The organism is Flavobacterium ginsengiterrae, assembly GCF_039539785.1.
GTDB lineage: Bacteria > Bacteroidota > Bacteroidia > Flavobacteriales > Flavobacteriaceae > Flavobacterium > Flavobacterium ginsengiterrae.
Genome location: NZ_BAABDU010000004.1, coordinates 1,192,241 through 1,212,334, shown reverse-complemented (window position 1 = coordinate 1,212,334; position 20,094 = coordinate 1,192,241). Strand labels below are relative to the sequence as shown.

Sequence of the window (20,094 nt, the reverse complement as noted above, 5' to 3'; positions counted from 1 at the left end):
TGTAGAAATTAAGTTGATGGTCATGAACAAGAACCCCAGCGGGGTGATACATTTTTGAAATACAATTTGTCACCCCACAGGAGCAAAAAAAACTTAACATAATTAATGTAAAAAAAGATTTTTTCTGAAAAAATTTTGACTACTTTAGCATAACAGAACGGAACAGAACGGTATGCAAAACGAAGAAGAAAAATTTGAATTTACAATTAATCATGAAAGTGATATTCCGAAGTACCAGCAATTGGTTGACGGAATTACAAATGCCATTGCAGAGAATATTCTACAGAAAGGAGATTTACTGCCGTCTGTAAATGTGATTTGCAAAACATATCAGCTTTCGAGAGATACGGTTTTTAAGGCATATTCGATTTTGAAAGATCAGAATGTGATTGATTCTGTGCCTAATAAAGGATATTATGTGGCGGGTGAAACCAGAAAAGTGCTTTTGGTTTTGGATACATTTAAGGCTTATAAGGAGGTTTTGTATCATTCGTTTGTCAATAATCTGCCAGATAATGTGATTACTGATGTGCAGTTTCATCATTATAATATTGATGTTTTTAAAACAATCATTAATAACGGAATTGGGAAATATTACAAATATGTGGTCATGAATTTTGACCACAAAGAAATTGCTCCGGCACTGTCGGCAATTTCAAAAGACAAACTGCTTTTGATTGACTGGAATATAAGGGCAGAAAAAGCGAATAATTATATTTTTCAGGATTTTGGAAAAGCATTTTATGACGCTTTAACAGAGGCGGCTGATTTATTTAAAAAGTATAAAAAAACAGTTTTCCTATATCCCGATTTTACGAATCATCCGTGGGAAACGGTAGAATATTTTAAGAAATTCTGTGCTGATTTTGGTTTTGAAAAAGAAATTGTTACCGATTCTAAAAAGTTTCAGATTGAAAAAGGAATTGCTTATATCAGTGTAAGTGACAGGATTTTAGGTGAATTTTTAGAACAATGTAAAGAGAAAGATTTTGAACCCGGAAAAGACGTTGGTTTTTTATCGTACAACGAAACACCGATGAAGAAATTTATTTACAAAGGAATTTCGGTTGTATCGACTGATTTTAAAGAAATGGGAACCAAAGCAGCAGCATTTATCACACACGACGAAGAAACGAAGTGTTATGTGCCGACGAAATTAATTTTAAGAGAATCATTATAAGTTATGTATTATATAGGATATGACATTGGAAGTTCTTCTGTAAAAACGGCAATCGTTGAGGCAGAAACGGGCAAGAAAGTAATTGTTTTGAACGAACCTCAAAACGAAATGGAAATTGTTTCCCTGCACTCCGACTGGGCAGAACAAGATCCAGAAATGTGGTGGCAATACATTTGTACGGCAACAAAAAGAGCAATTCGTGAATCGAATATTGATGCTTCTAAAATTCAGGGCGTTGGTATTTCGTATCAAATGCACGGATTGGTGGTTGTAGATAAAGATGGCAATGCACTTCGAAACTCGATTATCTGGTGCGACAGCCGTGCGGTTGAAATTGGAAACAAAGCGTACGCCGAAATTGGTCAGGAAAAATGTATGGAACATTTACTGAATTCACCTGGAAATTTCACAGCTTCTAAACTAAAATGGGTGAAGGAAAACGAACCTGAAGTTTACAATAAAATCTACAAATACATGCTTCCGGGAGATTATATCGCTTTGAAATTGACTGGCGAAGTAACTACTACCAAAAATGGTTTGTCTGAAGGAATGCTTTGGGATTATAAAGAAAATAAAGTAGCCGACTGGCTTTTAGAATATTACGGAATTGACACTTCTTTAACTCCAAAAATTGTAGAAAACTTTACTAATCAAGGCGTTATTAACGAAAAAGGAGCGCAGGAATCTGGTCTTCCAGCGGGAATTCCGATTGTGTATAGAGCGGGAGATCAGCCGAATAATGCTTTGGCTTTGAATGTCTTGCATCCGGGTGAAGTTGCTGCTACAGGCGGAACTTCTGGAGTATTTTATGCAGTAAGCGATGCGACTTCGGGAAAAAGTACAAGAGTGAACAATTTCGTGCATGTAAACTACGAATTAGAAACGCCGAGAGTGGGTAAGTTATTGAATATTAACGGAGCGGGAATCCAATACAGATGGCTTCGTAATAATATGGGCAATGAATCTTACGAAGCAATGAACGAAAAAGCTTCTGAAATCGAAATTGGTTCTGAAGGTGTTGTGGTTATTCCGTTTGGGAATGGTGCTGAACGTATGTTCAACAACAAAAACATCGGAACACATTTCTTGAATTTAAACCTAAACATTCACAATAGTGCCCATTTATTCAGAGCTTCTTTAGAAGGAATTGCATTTTCGTTTGTGTACGGAATGGAATGTTTAAAAGACGATAATGCGGTAATAAATGTCATTAGAGCAGGAAATGATAACCTTTTCCGTTCTGAGATTTTCTCCAATACCGTTGCGACTTTAATCGGTCACGAAATCGAGATTTACAATACAACTGGAGCGGTTGGTGCAGCAAGAGCAGTTGGTTTAAAAGATGGTGATTATGATAAATTCAGTTCGGGAATTACGACTAACGATCACGTTATGACATTTTTACCATTAAAAAACAAAGAGCCTTACGAACAGGCATACCAGAAATGGAAACAAGGATTAGAATTAGTATTAACAAATAAATAAAAGAATAAAATGATAACTCTAGGAGATAAAGAATACTACAAAGGTATTGGTCAAATTAAATTTGAAGGAAAAGAGTCTGACAATCCGTTAGCGTTTAAATATTACAATCCAGACCAAATTGTAGCTGGAAAAACAATGCGTGAGCACTTTAAATTTGCAATCGCTTACTGGCACACTTTCTGCGGACAAGGAAGCGATCCATTCGGACCAGGAACTCAAAACTTTGCTTGGGATGCATCATCAGATCCGTATCAAGCTGCAAAAGATAAGGCAGATGCTGCTTTTGAATTCATCAGCAAAATGGGATTCGATTATTTCTGTTTCCACGATTACGATTTGATTGCTGAAGGAGCAACTTTCGCAGAATCAGAAAAACGTTTGGCTTTCATTACAGATTACTTAAAACAAAAGAAAGCAGAATCTGGAATTAAATTACTTTGGGGAACTTCAAACTGTTTCTCAAACCCAAGATTTATGAACGGAGCCGCTACAAATCCTGATTTTAATGTTGTTGCAAGAGCTGGAGGACAAGTAAAATTAGCTCTAGATGCAACAATCGCTTTAGGTGGAGAAAACTACGTATTCTGGGGAGGGAGAGAAGGATATATGTCTCTTTTGAATACAGATATGGGAAGAGAATTAGACCATATGGCGCAGTTCTTAGCAATGTCTAGAGATTATGCAAGAGCACAAGGTTTTAAAGGAACGTTCTTTATCGAACCAAAACCAATGGAACCATCTAAACACCAATACGATTTTGACTCTGCAACTGCAATTGGCTTCTTAAAAGAGTACGGTTTAGACAAAGATTTCAAAATTAATATTGAGGTAAACCACGCTACTTTGGCACAGCACACTTTCCAACACGAATTAGAAGTTGCTGCAAAAGCAGGAATGTTAGGAAGTATCGATGCAAACAGAGGAGATTACCAAAATGGCTGGGATACAGATCAGTTCCCAAATAACATTCAGGAAACTACAGAAGCAATGTTAGTTTTCTTAAAAGCTGGTGGATTACAAGGCGGAGGGGTTAACTTCGATGCTAAAATCAGAAGAAATTCTACAGACTTAGAAGATGTTTTCTTAGCACACATTGGCGGAGCAGATACTTTTGCAAGAGCTTTATTGACTGCTGATAAAATTATTTCTTCTTCTCCATACGAGAAATTAAGAACAGAAAGATACAGCTCATTCGATTCTGGAAAAGGAAAAGATTTCGAAAACGGAAAATTAAGTTTGAAAGATCTTTATTCTATCGCTCACGAAAACGGAGAATTAAATCTTCAAAGCGGTAAACAAGAATTGTTTGAAAACATCATCAACCAATATATTTAATTGGTTAGAAACCTAACAGGTTTTTAAAACCCGTTAGGTTTTCTTCAAAATATTTAGTGAGAAAGAATATCTAAAAAAACATTTCAATTTTAATGTGATAGTCTTAGAACGTTAAAAATGATTTTTAGATAAAAATTGAAAAATGTGTATTAAGATTATGACTTGTTTTTGAAGTTTTAATTTGACGAAAATAGATTGAAGGTTTAGTTACTGTTTTTGAATAATTCGAAAAGAAAAAAACGAGTCAATTTGATAAAAATTAGTAGTGAGTTAAATTTTTATTGAAGGTTTTTTGAAGAGCAGAATCAAATCGAAATGCACATTTTTTCCTCGCTAGAACTTGATAGGAACTTTGTCAAAGTTTTAAACTTTGACAAAGTTTTTTTTACGCACGATTTGTTTCAATTATTAACTAAAATAAAACCAAAAAACCATGAAATTTTTTATTGATACAGCCAATTTACAAGACATTGCAGAAGCGCAATCAGTGGGTGTTTTAGATGGTGTAACTACCAATCCGTCATTAATGGCAAAAGAAGGAATTACCGGAAAAGAAAATATTTTAAAACACTATCTAGATATCTGCAACATCGTAGACGGCGATGTTTCGGCTGAGGTTATTTCTACTGATTTCGACGGAATGGTGAGAGAAGGCGAGGAACTTGCAGCTTTACATCCGCAGATTGTGGTAAAATTACCAATGATTGGTGACGGTGTAAAAGCCTGTAAATATTTTTCTTCTAAAGGAATTAAAACCAATGTTACATTAGTGTTTTCGGCGGGTCAGGCTTTATTAGCGGCAAAGGCTGGAGCAACTTATGTTTCACCATTTTTAGGAAGATTAGATGATGTTTCGACAGACGGAATGCATTTAATTCAGGAAATCAGAGAAATCTACGATAACTACAATTATCAAACACAAATACTTTCGGCTTCCGTTAGACATACTATGCATATTGTAAATTGTGCAAAAGTAGGATCTGATGTTATGACAGGGCCACTTTCGGCAATAAAAGGGTTGTTGAAACATCCTTTAACAGATATTGGTTTAAAGCAATTTGTTGAAGATGCTAAAAAGATGAATTTATAGTTTTTCGACTCCATTATTTTTAAAATTTGAACTCCCTCCAGAAGCCTCTGAAGGGAGTTTTTTATAAAATAAAAACAACCGATTGTTCCTAAAAATGTTTTTTGTAAGAATTATATTGTTTTAAAATCTTCCTGTTGGCTTTATGTAAAACCACTTGTTTTTCATAGTATAGCAAAAGATGTCTTTTGCGGCTTTTTACTTCTTTTTATTATAGCGCTTCTATAGTCTCTCAAAATTTAATTTTTTATATTTTTTTTAAGATTTGAGGCAAAATGATTTATTTTCTACAACGTTTTCGTTGCTACAAAGTGTTATTTTGAATAATATTCAGTTTTTTGTAATTTGGAATAAAAAATATGTTTTTTTATTCTGAATTTTTTTTGAATTTGCTAAAAAAAACAAACACAACCGATTGCGTATTATTGTTTTTTACATATATTTGTTTTGACTATATGCATTTCTAATTTCATTTTAATCAAGGAGATAAGCATAAAGTACAACTCAAAATAAAACTAACTAAACCATACTATTAACTAACTAAATTAATTATTTATGACTAACCTTTTAATTACTAAAAGCAGATCAAAATACTTTAAGAACTTAGGATATTTATTCCTAATGCTGGTATTTTCTGCTGCAGTAAATGCACAAACCACTGTGTCAGGAATTGTTTCTGATAGTAACGGACCAATACCAGGAGTAAATATTTTTGTAAAAGGAACCAAAATAAGTTCGGTTTCAAATTTTGACGGTGCTTACACGATTGGCCCGGTTCCGGCAAATGCCGTTTTATCTTTCAGTTTTATTGGTTATCAGACAAAAGAAGTAGCTGTGACTAATAAAACCACTTTAGACGTTGTTCTTGAAGAAGATGTAAGCAGTTTAAAAGAAGTTGTTGTTGTGGGTTACGGAACTATGAAAAGATCTGATTTAACAGGTTCTATTTCATCTGTAACCAGTCAGGCGGTTGCGCAGTCTGTAACGACATCTATCGAACAGGTTTTGCAAGGACGTACAGCCGGTGTAAACGTGCAGGCTAATAACGGAGCACCGGGTTCAAGTTCTTCAATTCGTATTCGTGGTATTAGTTCGCTTACAGGATCAAACGAGCCTATATTTGTAATCGACGGTGTTATTATAGACAATACTACGAGTTCTGTAAACAGTAATCCGCTTTCGATGATTAATCCGGCAGATATTGTTTCGATGGATGTTTTAAAAGATGCATCGGCAACTGCAATTTACGGTTCAAGAGCAGCAAACGGAGTCATTATCGTAACAACAAAGAGAGGTAAAAAAGGAGATCTTACCTTAAACTTTGATAGTTATGTAGGATGGCAGGAAATCCCGAAACATTTAGATTTATTAAATCTTAGAGAATACGGAACGTTAAAAAATACCCGTGCCGATCTTGGAATAGTACAACGCGACAATACCTTTATTCGTCCGGATTTATTAGGTGAAGGAACAGACTGGCAGAAGGAACTTTTTACAACAGCCTTAATGCAGAGTTACAACTTATCGGCTTCGGGAGGGTCAGAAAGCACCACGTATTCATTAGGGATTGGTTATCTGGATCAGGAAGGTATTGCTATAGGTTCTTCATTTGATCGTTTTAATTTAAGAGGAGTTGTAGACTCTCAGGTAAAAAGCTTTTTAAAACTAGGCGTAAATTTTGCTTTGAGCCAGACGGATCAGACCACAACTGTTACCGATGACTCTTTAATTTTAACGGCTTTAAAACAGACTCCAAACGTTGCGGTTCGCAATGCAGACGGAACTTTTGATGGTCCGGATACGACAGAATTTGTTCAGAACAATCCAATAGGATTAGCTTCTATAAAAGATAATCACAACAAAAATTACGGAATCAGGGCAAATACTTATGCCGAAATAGGTTTTACAAAAGATCTTAAATTCAAAACACAATACTCTCTTGATTATGGTTTTGTAAACAATTATACTTTTAATCCGGCATATACTTTTGGTGCATTGGTAAACGATGTACGCGAAGGCACAAGAACAAAATCAAACAGCGCATTCTGGAGCTGGAATAATTTACTGACCTATAATAAAACTTTTGGTTCTCATACCATTAATGCGATGTTAGGACAGGAAATGCAGGAATCAAGCTGGGAAAATCTTTACGGATACCGTTCTGGTTATATCACAAACGGAGCAACAGATTTAAATGCCGGAGATGCCACAACAGCAAGAAACTCAAATGCGAGCAGTATAAGTTCTATCAGCTCTTATTTTGGAAGATTATTTTATTCTTTCAATGATAAATACTTATTAACTGCAACTTTAAGAAGAGACGGATCTTCAAAATTTAATGAAGATAATCGCTGGGGATGGTTTCCTTCTGCTGCATTGGCCTGGAAAATTTCAAATGAAAATTTCTTAAAAGAAAATAAAACCATCAACAATTTAAAATTGCGTTTAGGATGGGGAGCTGTTGGTAACCAAAGTGCGCCAAACTACGCTTATACGTCAATTTACTCAGCTTCGGCAACCAATTGGGGAACGGGGCAATTGGCGAGCAATACGGCAAATCCTGATATTAAATGGGAAACCACATATTCAAGCAACGTAGGTTTAGATTTAGGTCTTTTTAATAACAGAATCGAATTAACAGCCGATGTTTATTACAAAAAAACAAACGATTTATTGTTAGAATTACCGCTTCCGGCTTATGTAGGAACAACAGGTCAGGGCTCTACAAGACCACCTACAGTAAACATTGGATCTCTTGAAAACAAAGGATTTGAGTTTAGTTTAAACACAATCAACATGGAAAGAAGAGATTTCAGCTGGAAATCAAGCATTGTTTTCTCGATGAACAGAAGTAAAGTTTTAGGACTTAATACAGAATCTGGAGTTTTAAACAAAAACATTCAGCAGGGATCTGATATAACAACCGTTACCAGAACAGCGGTAGGACAGCCAATAGGACAGTTTTATGGCTATAAAGTAATTGGCCGATTTGAAAAAGCAACGGATTTCTATTATAAAAACAGCGAAGGAGTTGTAACACCAACAGCTTTGCCAGAAGGAATGGCAATTGGAGAAAACGGTGTATGGATTGGCGATTATATTTTTGAAGATATAAATAAAGACGGTGTAATCAACGAAAAAGACCGTGATTATATTGGTAATCCGGCACCGGATTTCACCTTTGGTATTGGTAACACATTCTCGTTTCAGGGATTTGATATTAATATTTTATTGACAGGTTCTTACGGAAATGATATTGTTAATTACCAAAGACGCTGGTTAGAAAATCCGCGCGAAAATACCAATTTATTAAAAAGCGCTTTAGGTTATGCACAATTAGAGCTTATTGATCCAAACGGACCAAATGATTATCGTAATGTGCAAATTGTAGGAGGAGATCCTTATATGCCTAGAATTGGAGCTTCATCTGCATCATCAGCTTCAAACTACCGTTTCAGCAACCGATTTGTAGAAGATGGTTCTTATGTACGGGTTAAGAATATTTCAATTGGCTATAATCTTCCAAAGAAATTATATTCTAAATATGGAATCTCAAACATTAAGATATATTCTAACGCGCAGAATGTTTTAACATTTACCAAGTACAAAGGTTACGATCCGGAAGTAGGATCAATTAATCAGGATGCTCTTTTAAGCGGTATCGACAATGGCCGTTATCCTTCGCCAATTATTACAACGCTTGGATTAAACGTTAATTTCTAAAACTTGCAGACTATGAAAACAAAAAAAATATTTTACACGGTTCTTATGATCGCATTGCCATTTGTTTGGACTAGCTGTAGTGATCTTTTAGACGTTGAACCAGAAGATCAAATCACAAAAGAAAATTTCTATCAGTCCGAATCTGATTTTCAGTCGGCAACAGGACCGCTTTACAACAGAGTCTGGTTTGATTTTAATGATAAATTCTATTACGGTTTAGGCGACGGACGTTCAGATAACCTTTATGCACCTTATTCTGATTATGTTTATCCTTTTACAGATTTGTCTGAAACAGGATTAACAGGACCATTAGTTTCGGCTTGGGGATCATTGTATAATGTTGTACAACAGTCAAATAATGTTATTATTGGTATTTCCGGAAGCAAAGTAAACGAAACCACTAAAAACAAATACATAGCCGAAGCCCGTTTTATGCGTGGCACCGCTTATTGGTATCTGGCTTCATTATGGGGCGATGTCATTATTTCTACAGATCCAAGCGAATTGGTTAAAAATCCAATTGTAAACAAAAGCCCGCTGAAAGACGTTTACGAATTTGCTATCCGCGATTTAGAATTCGCAGCAAAATACCTTCCGGAAACAGCAGGACAAGCCGGACGTTTAACAAAATACAGTGCTTTTGGAATGTTATCCCGCGTTTACCTTTCATTTTCGGGAGTAAGCGATAACGCGAACAGCGGTACAAGAAACCAGCAGTATTTAGATTTGGCAAAAAAAGCGGCAGAAAAAGTAATCAATTCAGGGCCATACACTTTAATGACCAATTATGCTGATTTGTTTATGGTAGATAACAATAACAATTCAGAATCAATGTTTGCCTTGCAATGGGTTCCAAATGGAGATTACGGAGTAAACAACACGCATCAGGCTTATTTCGCATTAGGATCTGATATTACAGGCGATGATGCAGCGTGGGGATATTGGACAAGAGCTTCTTATGATGTTTTAAAAGAATACGAATCTAAAGATGTACGTCGTAAAGCAACCTGGATGGGCGATGACGATTTCTATGCAGAAATCAATAAATCAAACGGAGGTTATACAGTAGATCACAGTAAAGAATTCTTAAATGTGAAAAAAGGAGTTGTAGGTTCTACAAAAGACAACTCAAAAATTACCCGTATGAATTCGGCTTTAAATACCTACATGCTTCGTTTAGGAGAAGTATATTTAAATTATGCCGAAGCCGTTTTAGGAAACAACGCTTCTACTGCCGATGCTGCTGCTTTGGCAGGCGTAAACAAACTTCGCACACGCGCAGGACTTGACCCAAAAACAACTTTAACCTATGCTGATATTATTCACGAAAGACGAGTAGAACTAGCTATGGAAGGACAATACTGGTACGATTTAGTACGAAGAGCATATTACAAACAACAGGAAGTAATAAACTACATAACATCTCAGGACAGAGGCACAATACAGCCTATTTTGTATGATACAGCAACTAATACCGTTTCTATAGATCCGGCAAGAAGCAGCAGTCCGCGTTCAATTGGTGTTATCGACGCTACAATTTTTCTTCTTCCATATCCGGAATCAGAATTGGTACAAAATCCATTATTAAGAGAAAATCCGGTTCCGTATCAGTTTACAGAAGATAAAATAACAGACTTGTTCTAATATTTTGAAAAACAATAAATCTAAAAAGAAAGATTATATGAAATCTATTTTAAATAAAAAGTATTGGGCACCCATCGCACTGCTGGGAATAATGTTCTTTAGTGTGTTATTTACTTCTTGCGACAATAACGATTCTCAAGGCGGGAACATAACCATAACAAAAGTATTTCTGGAAGATGTAAATTCTACTGTTCCGGACAGAGAAGTCAGTTTTGCCCGTTTAGGACAAACAATACGTATTGAAGGTTCAGGATTTACAGGCTTAAAAAGAGTATACATTAACGGATATTCAACGTATTTCAACATAGTTTTTGTGTCAGATAATTCGATGCTGATCAACGTTTCTGCCGATACGCCAATTTTAGAAGCCGATCCTGCGGTAAGAAACACCATTAGATTTGCAAATGACAATAGCGAAACCACTTTTAAATTTGAAATTCGTTCAGGAAAACCGGCAATCACAAATGTTTCTAATACAATGCCAAATGCAGGCGAAACCATTACCGTTACAGGAACAGGTTTAACAGAAGTAAGCAAAGTAGTTTTTCCGGGAAATATTGAAGTAACAACCGGAATTACTTCAGATGAAGACGGTGAATTCTTTACAGTAGCCGTACCAAACGGCATTTCAGACAATGGAGGTTCATTATTTGTGCAGACTTCAAACGGAGGCGTTTATTCTCCGGCTTATTTTAACTGCAAAAGAGGAATCATTTTAGATTTTGACGGCAGAGGTACTCAGGGATCCTGGAGCACAGATACAACTCCGGGGATGATTGCTCCGGCAGATCTTGAATCGGCACCAATTGGCGTAAATAATATTTCGCATGGCAAATATGTACCGCATCGTCCGTCACGATTAGCTTCAATAGCGGCAGCAACAGGCAGAGCAACAGAAACATGGACAGCAGGAACAGGAACAGATAACTGGAGAACACAGTTAACTCCTTTTATTCCAGCAAATACACCGCTGGATAAAGTAGCATTTCAATTTGATATTTATGTGCCGGATGCATGGAAAGACTCAGGTTATTTAAAAATATGCACCATCAATAACTTTAATGCCGGAACATGGTCAGGCGGCGTTTACAATTACATTCCGTGGCTGGTAGACGGTAAATCAGTTGCATTTCAAACTACAGGCTGGACAACCATAACCATTCCGTTAAACAAATTTTATCAATGGTCTAAAGAGTCCTTTACATTCGAAGCTGTTTTAGCGTATCGCGAAGCGGCAACCTATCAAAATTTTGGTATTTGGTTCGAAAATGCCGATGTAAAAATGAAAGATGTTCTGGGAACAGAAAGCGAAGTTGAATTTCCATCAAAAGCAACATCTGTAAAAGTTTACACAGACAATTGGAGAATAGTATCCTTAGATACGCCGGTTTACAATGATTTTGCTAACTAAAAAAACATCAAAATGAAATATAAATATATATTACCTGTAATTGCTTCATCATTAATGATCTTGTCATCGTGCGATGATAATTTGATGGAGTGGCAGAAAGATCCGGAACATGGAGAAGTAACCGGAGCCGAACTTCCGCTGGCTTTAGTAGAAAAAATAAGCCGTTACGAAGCGCTTAAAACCTACACTGATTTTGTTTTAGGAAACGGAATTGGAGCCGATTTATACATGAGCGACGAAGCTTATCGTAAAATCGTCAACGAAAACTTTGATGAGGTTACGCCGGGTTACGCCATGAAACACGGTGCCATGGTAAATTCTAAAGGAGAAATTAATTTTGCAACCATTGATGCCTTTATCGCCGAAACCAAAAAAGCAGGCTTAAAAGTTTTTGGACACACTTTGGTTTGGCATTCCAACCAAAATGCGAGTTATTTAAATGGAATTATCGCGCCAACCGTAATTCCAGGTTCAAGCGGTACCAATATTTTAGATGTTGCCGGCTTAAAAAGTGGTACGTTTACAAATTGGTCAAGAGGTAATCCCGGAAAAGGAATTACGATTCTTGCCAATCAAGGTTTAGCACCAAATACACAAGCTATTCAATTGGCATCGAGTGCAACATCTTCTTTGGCATACAATTTACAAATAACATCTCCAACGACGACAATAGTTACAGGTCACAATTATGAAATTTCTTTTTATATCAAATCAGATGTAGCAGGAAAAGGACGTCTTTCTTTTGACGCAGATGCATCACTAAAGTCTAAATATCCTTTTAAAGATTGGATGAATACAGGCTCAGAAACAGAAGCTTTTGCAACGACATCATCGTGGAAACAAGTTAAAATTAAATTAGCTCCAAGTGAGTTTCAAACAACAGCGACAGGTTTTAAATTTAATATCGATTTAGGATATTTACCAAATGTTACCTACTTAATAGATGTCAATACACTTGCAGTTGTAGATCTTGATGCTGCAACAGGACCGGTAAATTTAATTTCTAATGGAACATTTAATTCAGGAATAACAGGATGGTCCAAAGCCAATGGAGCTAATGATGCTTTAAGCGATGCACCTGCTGCAAACGCCTATGAAGGAAGTGGCGCAATGAAAGTAGTAAACGCAGTAAGTACTCCAACAGAGCAATGGAGAACTCAAATTCAGACTACTTTTACTTCTCCACTAACTGCAGGAAAAAATTACACAATTTCTTATATGATTCGTTCTGAAGCTACCGGTTCTGTAAGATGTTCATCGACACCATCATCATTAGCAAGTTATCAGGGAGATCAGACAACTACGACCACTTGGAAACAAATTGAATGGAAGATTACCGCAAAAGGCGGAGAGACTGGTTTTGGTTTTGATTTAGGAGGAGCTGCAGGAACTTACTACATTGATAATGTTTTAGTAACAGACGGATCTTCATCTGGAAGCGGGCCGACAGCACCAATCACAATCGAAAAAACAGATGCTGAGAAAGCCAAAATTATCGGTGATGCAATGGCAGATTGGATTTCTAAAATGATGACACATTATAAAACAAGTGTTTTTGCTTGGGATGTTGTAAATGAACCAATGAAAGAAGACGGAACATTAAGAGCCGGAAACGAAGGAGAAACAGCAACAGATCATTTCTCCTGGGTAAAATATCTGGGGAAAGATTATGCAGTAACAGCGTTTAAATTAGCACGTCAGTACGGAAATGAATCAGACAAACTTTTCATAAACGATTACAACTTAGAATCTAGATTAGACAAATGCGAAGGTTTAATTAAGTATGTAGAATATATCGAAAGCCAGGGAGGAAAAGTAGACGGAATTGGAACACAAATGCATATTGGTTTAACGACAGATAAAGATAAAATTGTTCAAATGTTTCAAAAACTGGCCGCTTCAGGAAAACTAATAAAGATTTCTGAGCTCGATATACGATTAGGAACAAATGCTCCAACAGTGGCGCAGCAGGCTTCGCAGGCAGAAATGTATCAGTTTGTAATAGATTCATACAAAAAATACATTCCAACGGCACAACAGTACGGCGTAACCATTTGGGGCGTTTCAGATAATTCAAAAGAACATGAATTCTGGCTTCCGGACGAATCACCAAATCTTTGGGATGCAAATTACGTTCGTAAACATGCCTATAAAGGAACAGCTGATGGTCTTGCAGGAAAAGATGTAAGCAAAGACTTTTCAGGAGAATTGGTTAAGTAAGTTTTTATTGTAATTTAATCCATAATATGAACCTGAAAATGGTTTGTATTATGGATTATTTATTTTTTAATTTTTAAAAGAATTAGAATGTTTAAATCTTCAAAAAATACGATTGTAATGCTGCTTTTAATTGTAATGCAGTTTGGATATTCTCAGCAAAAAATCCCGCATCTTCAAAAAAAAGGAAACAAAACCCAGCTTATTGTTAACGATACACCCTTTCTTATAAGAGGAGGCGAACTAGGAAATTCTTCAGCAACCAGTATGGAAAGCATGGAACTTATTTGGCAGAAATTGACAGATATGAACCTCAACACTGTTTTAACGCCCGTTTATTGGGAATTAATAGAAGCAGAACAGGGAAAATTTGATTTCTCATTAGTTGATGATTTAATTGTAAGAGCCAGAAAAGAAAATCTAAAACTCATTTTCCTTTGGTTCGGATCATGGAAAAACAGCATGTCGAGCCACGCGCCAGCTTGGGTAAAACTCAACCAGAAAAAATATCCCAGAGTTAAAGATGATAAAAACAAAAGTCATGAAATCCTGACACCTTTCAGCGAAGAAAATCTGCAGGCTGATTTAAAAGCCTTTCAAAAATTGATGACTCATATTAAAGATTTCGATCAAAAAGAACAAACCGTAATTATGGTTCAGGTTGAAAATGAAATCGGAATGCTGCCAACTGCCCGTGATTATCATCCTTTAGCGAATACTGCCTTTCAAAAATCAGTTCCAGATGAATTGATGCAATATTTGCAAAAGAATAAACAAAAACTAGTTCCGGAATTTTTGGAAATCTGGAAGAAAAACGGATTTAAAACCAAAGGAAACTGGGAAGAAATTTTTGGAAAAGGTCTGCATACAGACGAAATTTTCATGGCTTGGTATTTTTCAAAATTCACCAATATTATTGCTAAAGCGGGAAAAGACACTTATCCAATTCCGATGTTTGTAAACGCCGCTTTAAACGCGCCCGAAAAGAAACCCGGACAATATCCAAGCGCCGGACCATTACCGCATATTATGGACATTTGGAAAGCAGCCGGAAATGCAATTGACTTTTTAGCGCCGGATTTTTACAATCCGTCATTCAAACAATGGAATGATTTATTTACACGTCAGGGCGATCCGCTTTTTATTCCGGAACATCGTTTTGATGAAACTGCTCCGTTTAAAGGTTTATACGCGATTGGACATTATGAAGCCATTGGTTTTTCGCCGTTTTCGATAGAATCTGTTTCCGATGCTAAAAAAGAACCGCTTGGAAAAATTTATGATTTAGTACAGCAATTAACGCCAACAATTGAAAAATACAAAGGGCAGGGAAAAATAGACGGCGTTTTATTAGACAAAGAAAATAATACGCACATTATAAAAATGGGCGATTACGAATTCACTTTTAAACACGATTACACGCTAAATTGGTCTGACGGAGCAAAAGCAGAAACCTGGCCCATGTCGAGTGCCATTATTATTGAAATTGCTAAAGATGAATTTTACATTTCAGGCTCAGGAATTGTAGTTACTTTTAAATCTTTAAAAGAAAACCGAAACGCAGGAATTTTAAAAACAGATCAGGGAAAATTCGAAAACGAAGTCTGGAAAACAATCAGACATTTTAATGGAGATCAAACCCATCAAGGCAGACATTTGCGAATTTCTGTTGGCGATTTCGAAATCCAGAAAATAAAGTTATATAGTTATGAATAGTTTTTTGTCGCGAATTAAAATTAGTGCCAATTTGTAAAATTCGTGGTGAAAAACATCATTTCAAATTCTCGACTAGTATTTTTAAAAAAGCCGTAACCGCTTTTTTCTCATAAACTTCTTTCAAAGAAATAAGCATGGCAGTTCGCGTCATGTTTTCGCCTTTTATAGGAATGGCGTGTAAATCGTTTTCATTTTCGATAGTCGTTTTCGTTAAGATTGTATGCCATTTTCCCGTTTTAATCAATTCGAGCAAAGTGGGAATATCGTTTATTTCAATAGTAACTTTTGGATTCAGATTATTTTTTTTAAAAGCCCTGCTGATAAATTGCGTGGTGCTGAAACCGCCCGCAGGCATCGCAAGCGGTAATGTGCTGATTTCTTCCAGAGAAATTGTCTTTTTATTTTTTAGAGAAGTTTCAGATGAGGTTACCAAAGCCATTGGCGAAGTAAATAATTCCAAATATTTAAAATGCGCTTCCGAAGCAATTTCTTCAAAAGTCAAAATAACATCAAGCTGAAAATGATTAAGTTTTTGCATTAATTCCTGTGAAGTTCCAAACACAATTTCGAATTGAATTTTCGGAAATTCAGAGCTGAATAAAATCAAAGCCTTTGTGACCACATGGCGTAAAGCATACGTAACACCAATGGCTACTTTTCCCGTTTCCAGATTATTTAAATCCTTTAATAATTCACGTCCGTCCAAAGCTTTGTTTACAGATTGCTGTGCATAAACGGCAAATAAATCTCCGGCTTCAGTCAGCGTTATACGTTTGCCAATTCTGTTAAACAGAGGCACTTGTAATTCATCTTCCAATTGTTTAATTTGCTGTGATAAAGTGCTTTGGCTGATATGTAATGCCGAAGCCGCTTCGGTAAAATTCAGTAATTCTTTTGCCTTTAGAAAATATTTAAGCTGACGAAGTTCCATTTCTAAATCGGTTTTATCGATTGATTATATCGAAAAATAAGGTTTTACAAATATAGAAATTCTTAAGAACTTTGCTGTATTGCAAAACAAGAGCACGACAAAATGAAAATTATAGCTTTACAAGAAGGAAATTATATTGCTAATTCTCAAAAAGAATTTCAGCTTTTAACAGATGATACAACCGAATCTGGTTTAAAAATGGCCATTCAGCCCTTCGTGATAATTACAGATCACGATGTTCTTTTATTAGATTTTGGGTTAGGATTTGTCAATAATGGCGTTCCTTTCATTCATGAAGTTTTAAGAAAAAATAATATAGAACCGGAACAAATCACAAAAGTTTTGGTTTCACATCTTCATAAAGATCACATCGAAGGAATTGGTTATTTTGAAAACGGAAAACTTGTTCAAAATTTTCCAAAGGCTAAAATTTATATTCAAAAACGAGAAATAGATTTTGCTTTAGAACAAATCGATAATCCGTCGTATGTTCCCGAAATATTAAATGAACTTGAAAATTTACCAAATGTAGAATTAATGAATTCTGACAGCGGTAATATTACCAGTGAAATTTCTTTTGAAGTTTCGGCAGGACACACAGCTTTTCATCAGGTATTTTGGATTAAGGATCAGGACGAAATTGTATTTTACGGAGCAGATGATCTTCCGCAGAAAAGATATTTAAAAATTCCTGTTGCCTACAAAACAGATTTTGACGGAAAACGTGCCATGGAATCCCGAAAAAAATGGGAGCATCTGGCTAAAGAAGAGAATTGGAAAGTACTTTTATACCACGATATGAAAACGCCGGTTTTAGAATTTTTAGAGCTGGCAGCAGAAATATAATACAATAAGATGAGAGATTTAGAATCAATTCCTGCCCTGATTATTTACGGATCTTTGGCACCCGGAGAATCCAACCATGCGGTTATGGACCCAATTAAAGGCGAATGGAAAAAAGCTTTTATAAAAGGCAGACTTGAAGAAGGAGGCTGGGGCTCGTCTTTAGGATATCATGGTTTTATTCCTGTGAATACTGCAGAAGCCAAAACCATAAACTGTTATGTTCTTTTTTCAGCAGATTTAACTTTACATTGGGACTATCTCGATGAATTTGAAGGCGATGGTTATATTCGTATTCAAACCGAATATCAGTTAGAAAACGGCGAAAAAGGAAAAGGTTACATTTATGCTTTAAAACAATAAAAGGAAAATTCAGATTAAATTACTTAGTCTGAATTTTTTTTTAGCCGAAAACAATAAAAACAACACACTCTTAATTTTTTCTTCCAGAGAAGTACGCAGAATCGAGAATGCTTTTGTAATTTGAGCTTCAACCGTTTTTATAGAAACATCAAGGTGTTCTGCAATTTCAATATTAGTTAAACCCTCTTTTTTACTCAAAATAAAAACCTCTTTACATTTTGGAGGTAAATTTTGAATTTCCTTATTTACTGCATTCAAAACTCTTTGAAAAGCCTCAGAATCATCTTCCTGAACAATTCCGTTTAAGGCATCATAATACGATTTTTCCAGAGAAAACAGCGATTGATTTTTTCGGTACAAATCAATAAACTCATTATAAGTCAGTTTATAAAGAAAACTTTTTAAAGAATGATCTGTTTTTAATCGCGTGCGCTGTTCCCAAACTTTAATAAAAACATTTTGAACGATATCTTCGGCGCTGTAAACATTTTTAACCAGACTGTTAGCGTAAACGCATAGTTTATGATGATACGTATCGATTAAATAAGTATATGCTATTTCATCTCCGCTTTTTAGAGATTCAATTAGGACAGTATTATCGTTGTAATCATCGGTTTTCATAGAAACAAATATATAAATTAAAAATTTTGGCGCTTAAAATACGGTCTGTATTTGATAAAAATCACTCCTTTTTTCAGTTTCTATTCGAAAATTATTACAAATAAAAAAGACAGAAAATGCAAAGATAAAAACATTTACTCTTTTATTTCTATCAAATTAGTAGAATTTATTGAAAGAAAAAACTTGTGAAAAATAAAAAAATCAGCAAAATGAAAAAAACTTTATCAAATTGTTAGGGTTTTTATTTTTTGCTTCGTAATAATATTAAAAACAACTAAAATGACCGTGAAAAAATCAGAACGATTAATCGTCAAATTTATCACAAATCAGGCAAGTCAGGAAGAAATTGAAACGCTGACCCAATGGTTAAAAGAAGACGAAAATCAAATTGTGTTTAAGGATTTTGTTAAAACCAATTACGCAATAGATACTGTTTTGAACAATTTTGATTCTGCCGAAGTTAGAAAACAGCTTTCAGAAAGAATTAAAAAAGAAAACAGCGTTTTTTATAAAAGAAGATTTTCATCGTATTATAAATATGCAGCCATTTTGATTGTGGCTTTAGGAGGATTTTATTTTTATAAAAATACTTTGGCAGTACAATCAAAACAAAATGTTGTCATTCCGCGCGAAGATGAAATTGTATTGCAATTGGGGAGCGAATCACAAAATCTTGATCTTGACGATGACAAAAACATTGTTGACGAAAACGGAAATGTAATTGGAAAACAGGAAAAAAACAGACTGGTTTACAACAAAACATATTCAAGCGGAAAATTGGTTTTCAATACGATCAAAATTCCGTATGGTAAAAAGTTTGAAATAGAATTATCAGACGGAACCATTGTGCATTTAAACTCAGGAACGTCATTACGATATCCGGTTCAGTTTATAAAAAACAAAAACCGACAAGTGTTCTTGCTTGGAGAAGCTTTTTTTGAGGTTAAAAAAGACCAGGCACATCCATTTAACGTAAATACTCAAGATATAAATGTTGAGGTATTGGGAACCAAATTTAATGTCGATACATATTCTGAAAGCACTACAGCAAATGTAGTTTTGGTAGAAGGAAAAGTTTCGCTGTATAAAGATAATTCGGCAAAAGAAAATCCCGTGTATTTAAAACCCGGAATGAAAGGTTCTACTATAATGGGGCAATCTGAAATAAAAACAGAAGAAGTCAACACAGATTATTATACAGCATGGTTAAAAGGCAGTCTGGTGTTTAAAAATGCCTCGTTTGATGAGATTATCAAAAAGCTGGAACGTCATTATAATGTGACTTTCATAAACCGAAATAAAATGCTTGGAAAAGAAATCTTTAACGCCCGTTTTGATAACGAACCTATTGAAGTGGTTTTAAAATATTTCAGCGACAGTTATGCCATCGATTATAATATTGACCGTGACCGAATTACGATTAAATAAATATAAAAACTAAAATAAACAAAGCTGCCTATGTAACAAAAATCCAGAAAAAGGATCGGCATTGAATAAAAAAAACCGGAAAATGCGCCAACACTTCCCGGTAGAATAAA

Annotated in this window: 14 protein-coding genes; 12 read left to right on the top strand and 2 right to left on the bottom strand. The window is 35.3% G+C overall.

What is annotated here, in order from left to right; genetic code table 11:
- The first annotated feature begins 172 nt into the window (after positions 1-172).
- The 9 genes from ABD859_RS15695 to ABD859_RS15655 all read left to right on the top strand — a co-directional run bounded on the left by ABD859_RS15695 (position 173) and on the right by ABD859_RS15655 (position 15,798).
- On the top strand, positions 173-1,180 hold the full coding sequence (locus ABD859_RS15695) for a GntR family transcriptional regulator (protein ID WP_345145531.1): 1,008 nt from the start codon (positions 173-175) through the stop codon (positions 1,178-1,180).
- A gap of 3 nt (positions 1,181-1,183) precedes the next feature.
- Positions 1,184-2,665, top strand: coding sequence for a xylulokinase (locus ABD859_RS15690; protein ID WP_345145530.1), 1,482 nt, complete (start codon positions 1,184-1,186; stop codon positions 2,663-2,665).
- Between the two features lie 9 nt (positions 2,666-2,674).
- Positions 2,675-4,000 (top strand): xylose isomerase, encoded by a 1,326-nt coding sequence (xylA, locus tag ABD859_RS15685; RefSeq protein WP_345145529.1) that lies wholly within the window; start codon positions 2,675-2,677, stop codon positions 3,998-4,000.
- 433 nt (positions 4,001-4,433) lie between these two features.
- Positions 4,434-5,090, top strand: coding sequence for a fructose-6-phosphate aldolase (gene fsa / locus ABD859_RS15680; protein WP_345145528.1), 657 nt, complete (start codon positions 4,434-4,436; stop codon positions 5,088-5,090).
- 552 nt (positions 5,091-5,642) lie between these two features.
- Positions 5,643-8,810 carry a SusC/RagA family TonB-linked outer membrane protein gene (locus ABD859_RS15675; RefSeq protein WP_345145527.1) on the top strand — a complete coding sequence of 1,056 codons (3,168 nt, stop codon included), beginning with the start codon at positions 5,643-5,645 and terminating at the stop codon, positions 8,808-8,810.
- 12 nt (positions 8,811-8,822) lie between these two features.
- On the top strand, positions 8,823-10,454 hold the full coding sequence (locus ABD859_RS15670) for a RagB/SusD family nutrient uptake outer membrane protein (protein ID WP_345145526.1): 1,632 nt from the start codon (positions 8,823-8,825) through the stop codon (positions 10,452-10,454).
- A gap of 37 nt (positions 10,455-10,491) precedes the next feature.
- The gene (locus ABD859_RS15665; RefSeq protein ID WP_345145525.1) at positions 10,492-11,865 is read left to right on the top strand and encodes a glycan-binding surface protein; all 1,374 of its coding nucleotides are present in this window, start codon (positions 10,492-10,494) and stop codon (positions 11,863-11,865) included.
- Between the two features lie 12 nt (positions 11,866-11,877).
- The gene (locus tag ABD859_RS15660) at positions 11,878-14,085 is read left to right on the top strand and encodes an endo-1,4-beta-xylanase (RefSeq protein ID WP_345145524.1); all 2,208 of its coding nucleotides are present in this window, start codon (positions 11,878-11,880) and stop codon (positions 14,083-14,085) included.
- 87 nt (positions 14,086-14,172) lie between these two features.
- The gene (locus ABD859_RS15655; protein ID WP_345145523.1) at positions 14,173-15,798 is read left to right on the top strand and encodes a GH35 family beta-galactosidase; all 1,626 of its coding nucleotides are present in this window, start codon (positions 14,173-14,175) and stop codon (positions 15,796-15,798) included.
- Between the two features lie 55 nt (positions 15,799-15,853).
- On the opposite strand, the gene ABD859_RS15650 is transcribed toward ABD859_RS15655, so the two are convergent.
- Complete coding sequence (locus ABD859_RS15650; RefSeq protein WP_345145522.1) at positions 15,854-16,729, bottom strand: LysR substrate-binding domain-containing protein; 876 nt, start codon at positions 16,727-16,729, stop codon at positions 15,854-15,856.
- 102 nt (positions 16,730-16,831) lie between these two features.
- On the opposite strand from ABD859_RS15650, the gene ABD859_RS15645 reads away from it, so the two are divergent.
- Both ABD859_RS15645 and ABD859_RS15640 read left to right on the top strand, forming a co-directional pair.
- The gene (locus ABD859_RS15645; RefSeq protein WP_345145521.1) at positions 16,832-17,575 is read left to right on the top strand and encodes an MBL fold metallo-hydrolase; all 744 of its coding nucleotides are present in this window, start codon (positions 16,832-16,834) and stop codon (positions 17,573-17,575) included.
- Positions 17,576-17,584: 9 nt separating this feature from the next.
- Entirely contained in the window at positions 17,585-17,935 is a 351-nt protein-coding gene (locus tag ABD859_RS15640) for a gamma-glutamylcyclotransferase family protein (RefSeq protein ID WP_345145520.1), read from the top strand.
- Between the two features lie 9 nt (positions 17,936-17,944).
- Here ABD859_RS15640 and ABD859_RS15635 read toward each other — a convergent pair whose 3' ends face one another.
- Positions 17,945-18,556 (bottom strand): RNA polymerase sigma factor, encoded by a 612-nt coding sequence (locus ABD859_RS15635; RefSeq protein WP_345145519.1) that lies wholly within the window; start codon positions 18,554-18,556, stop codon positions 17,945-17,947.
- A 279-nt stretch (positions 18,557-18,835) separates the two neighbouring features.
- Between ABD859_RS15635 and ABD859_RS15630 the strand changes: the two genes are divergently transcribed.
- Complete coding sequence (locus ABD859_RS15630) at positions 18,836-19,984, top strand: FecR family protein (protein ID WP_345145518.1); 1,149 nt, start codon at positions 18,836-18,838, stop codon at positions 19,982-19,984.
- Positions 19,985-20,094 lie beyond the last annotated feature (110 nt).

Coding starts and splice junctions, on each gene's coding strand:
- ABD859_RS15635 (WP_345145519.1), bottom strand. CDS start 18,556: ATGAAAACCGATGATTACAACGATAATACTGTCCTAATTGAATCTCTA.
- ABD859_RS15630 (WP_345145518.1), top strand. CDS start 18,836: ATGACCGTGAAAAAATCAGAACGATTAATCGTCAAATTTATCACAAAT.
- ABD859_RS15650 (WP_345145522.1), bottom strand. CDS start 16,729: ATGGAACTTCGTCAGCTTAAATATTTTCTAAAGGCAAAAGAATTACTG.
- ABD859_RS15660 (WP_345145524.1), top strand. CDS start 11,878: ATGAAATATAAATATATATTACCTGTAATTGCTTCATCATTAATGATC.
- xylA (WP_345145529.1), top strand. CDS start 2,675: ATGATAACTCTAGGAGATAAAGAATACTACAAAGGTATTGGTCAAATT.
- ABD859_RS15695 (WP_345145531.1), top strand. CDS start 173: ATGCAAAACGAAGAAGAAAAATTTGAATTTACAATTAATCATGAAAGT.
- ABD859_RS15690 (WP_345145530.1), top strand. CDS start 1,184: ATGTATTATATAGGATATGACATTGGAAGTTCTTCTGTAAAAACGGCA.
- ABD859_RS15645 (WP_345145521.1), top strand. CDS start 16,832: ATGAAAATTATAGCTTTACAAGAAGGAAATTATATTGCTAATTCTCAA.
- ABD859_RS15670 (WP_345145526.1), top strand. CDS start 8,823: ATGAAAACAAAAAAAATATTTTACACGGTTCTTATGATCGCATTGCCA.
- ABD859_RS15640 (WP_345145520.1), top strand. CDS start 17,585: ATGAGAGATTTAGAATCAATTCCTGCCCTGATTATTTACGGATCTTTG.
- ABD859_RS15675 (WP_345145527.1), top strand. CDS start 5,643: ATGACTAACCTTTTAATTACTAAAAGCAGATCAAAATACTTTAAGAAC.
- ABD859_RS15665 (WP_345145525.1), top strand. CDS start 10,492: ATGAAATCTATTTTAAATAAAAAGTATTGGGCACCCATCGCACTGCTG.
- ABD859_RS15655 (WP_345145523.1), top strand. CDS start 14,173: ATGTTTAAATCTTCAAAAAATACGATTGTAATGCTGCTTTTAATTGTA.
- fsa (WP_345145528.1), top strand. CDS start 4,434: ATGAAATTTTTTATTGATACAGCCAATTTACAAGACATTGCAGAAGCG.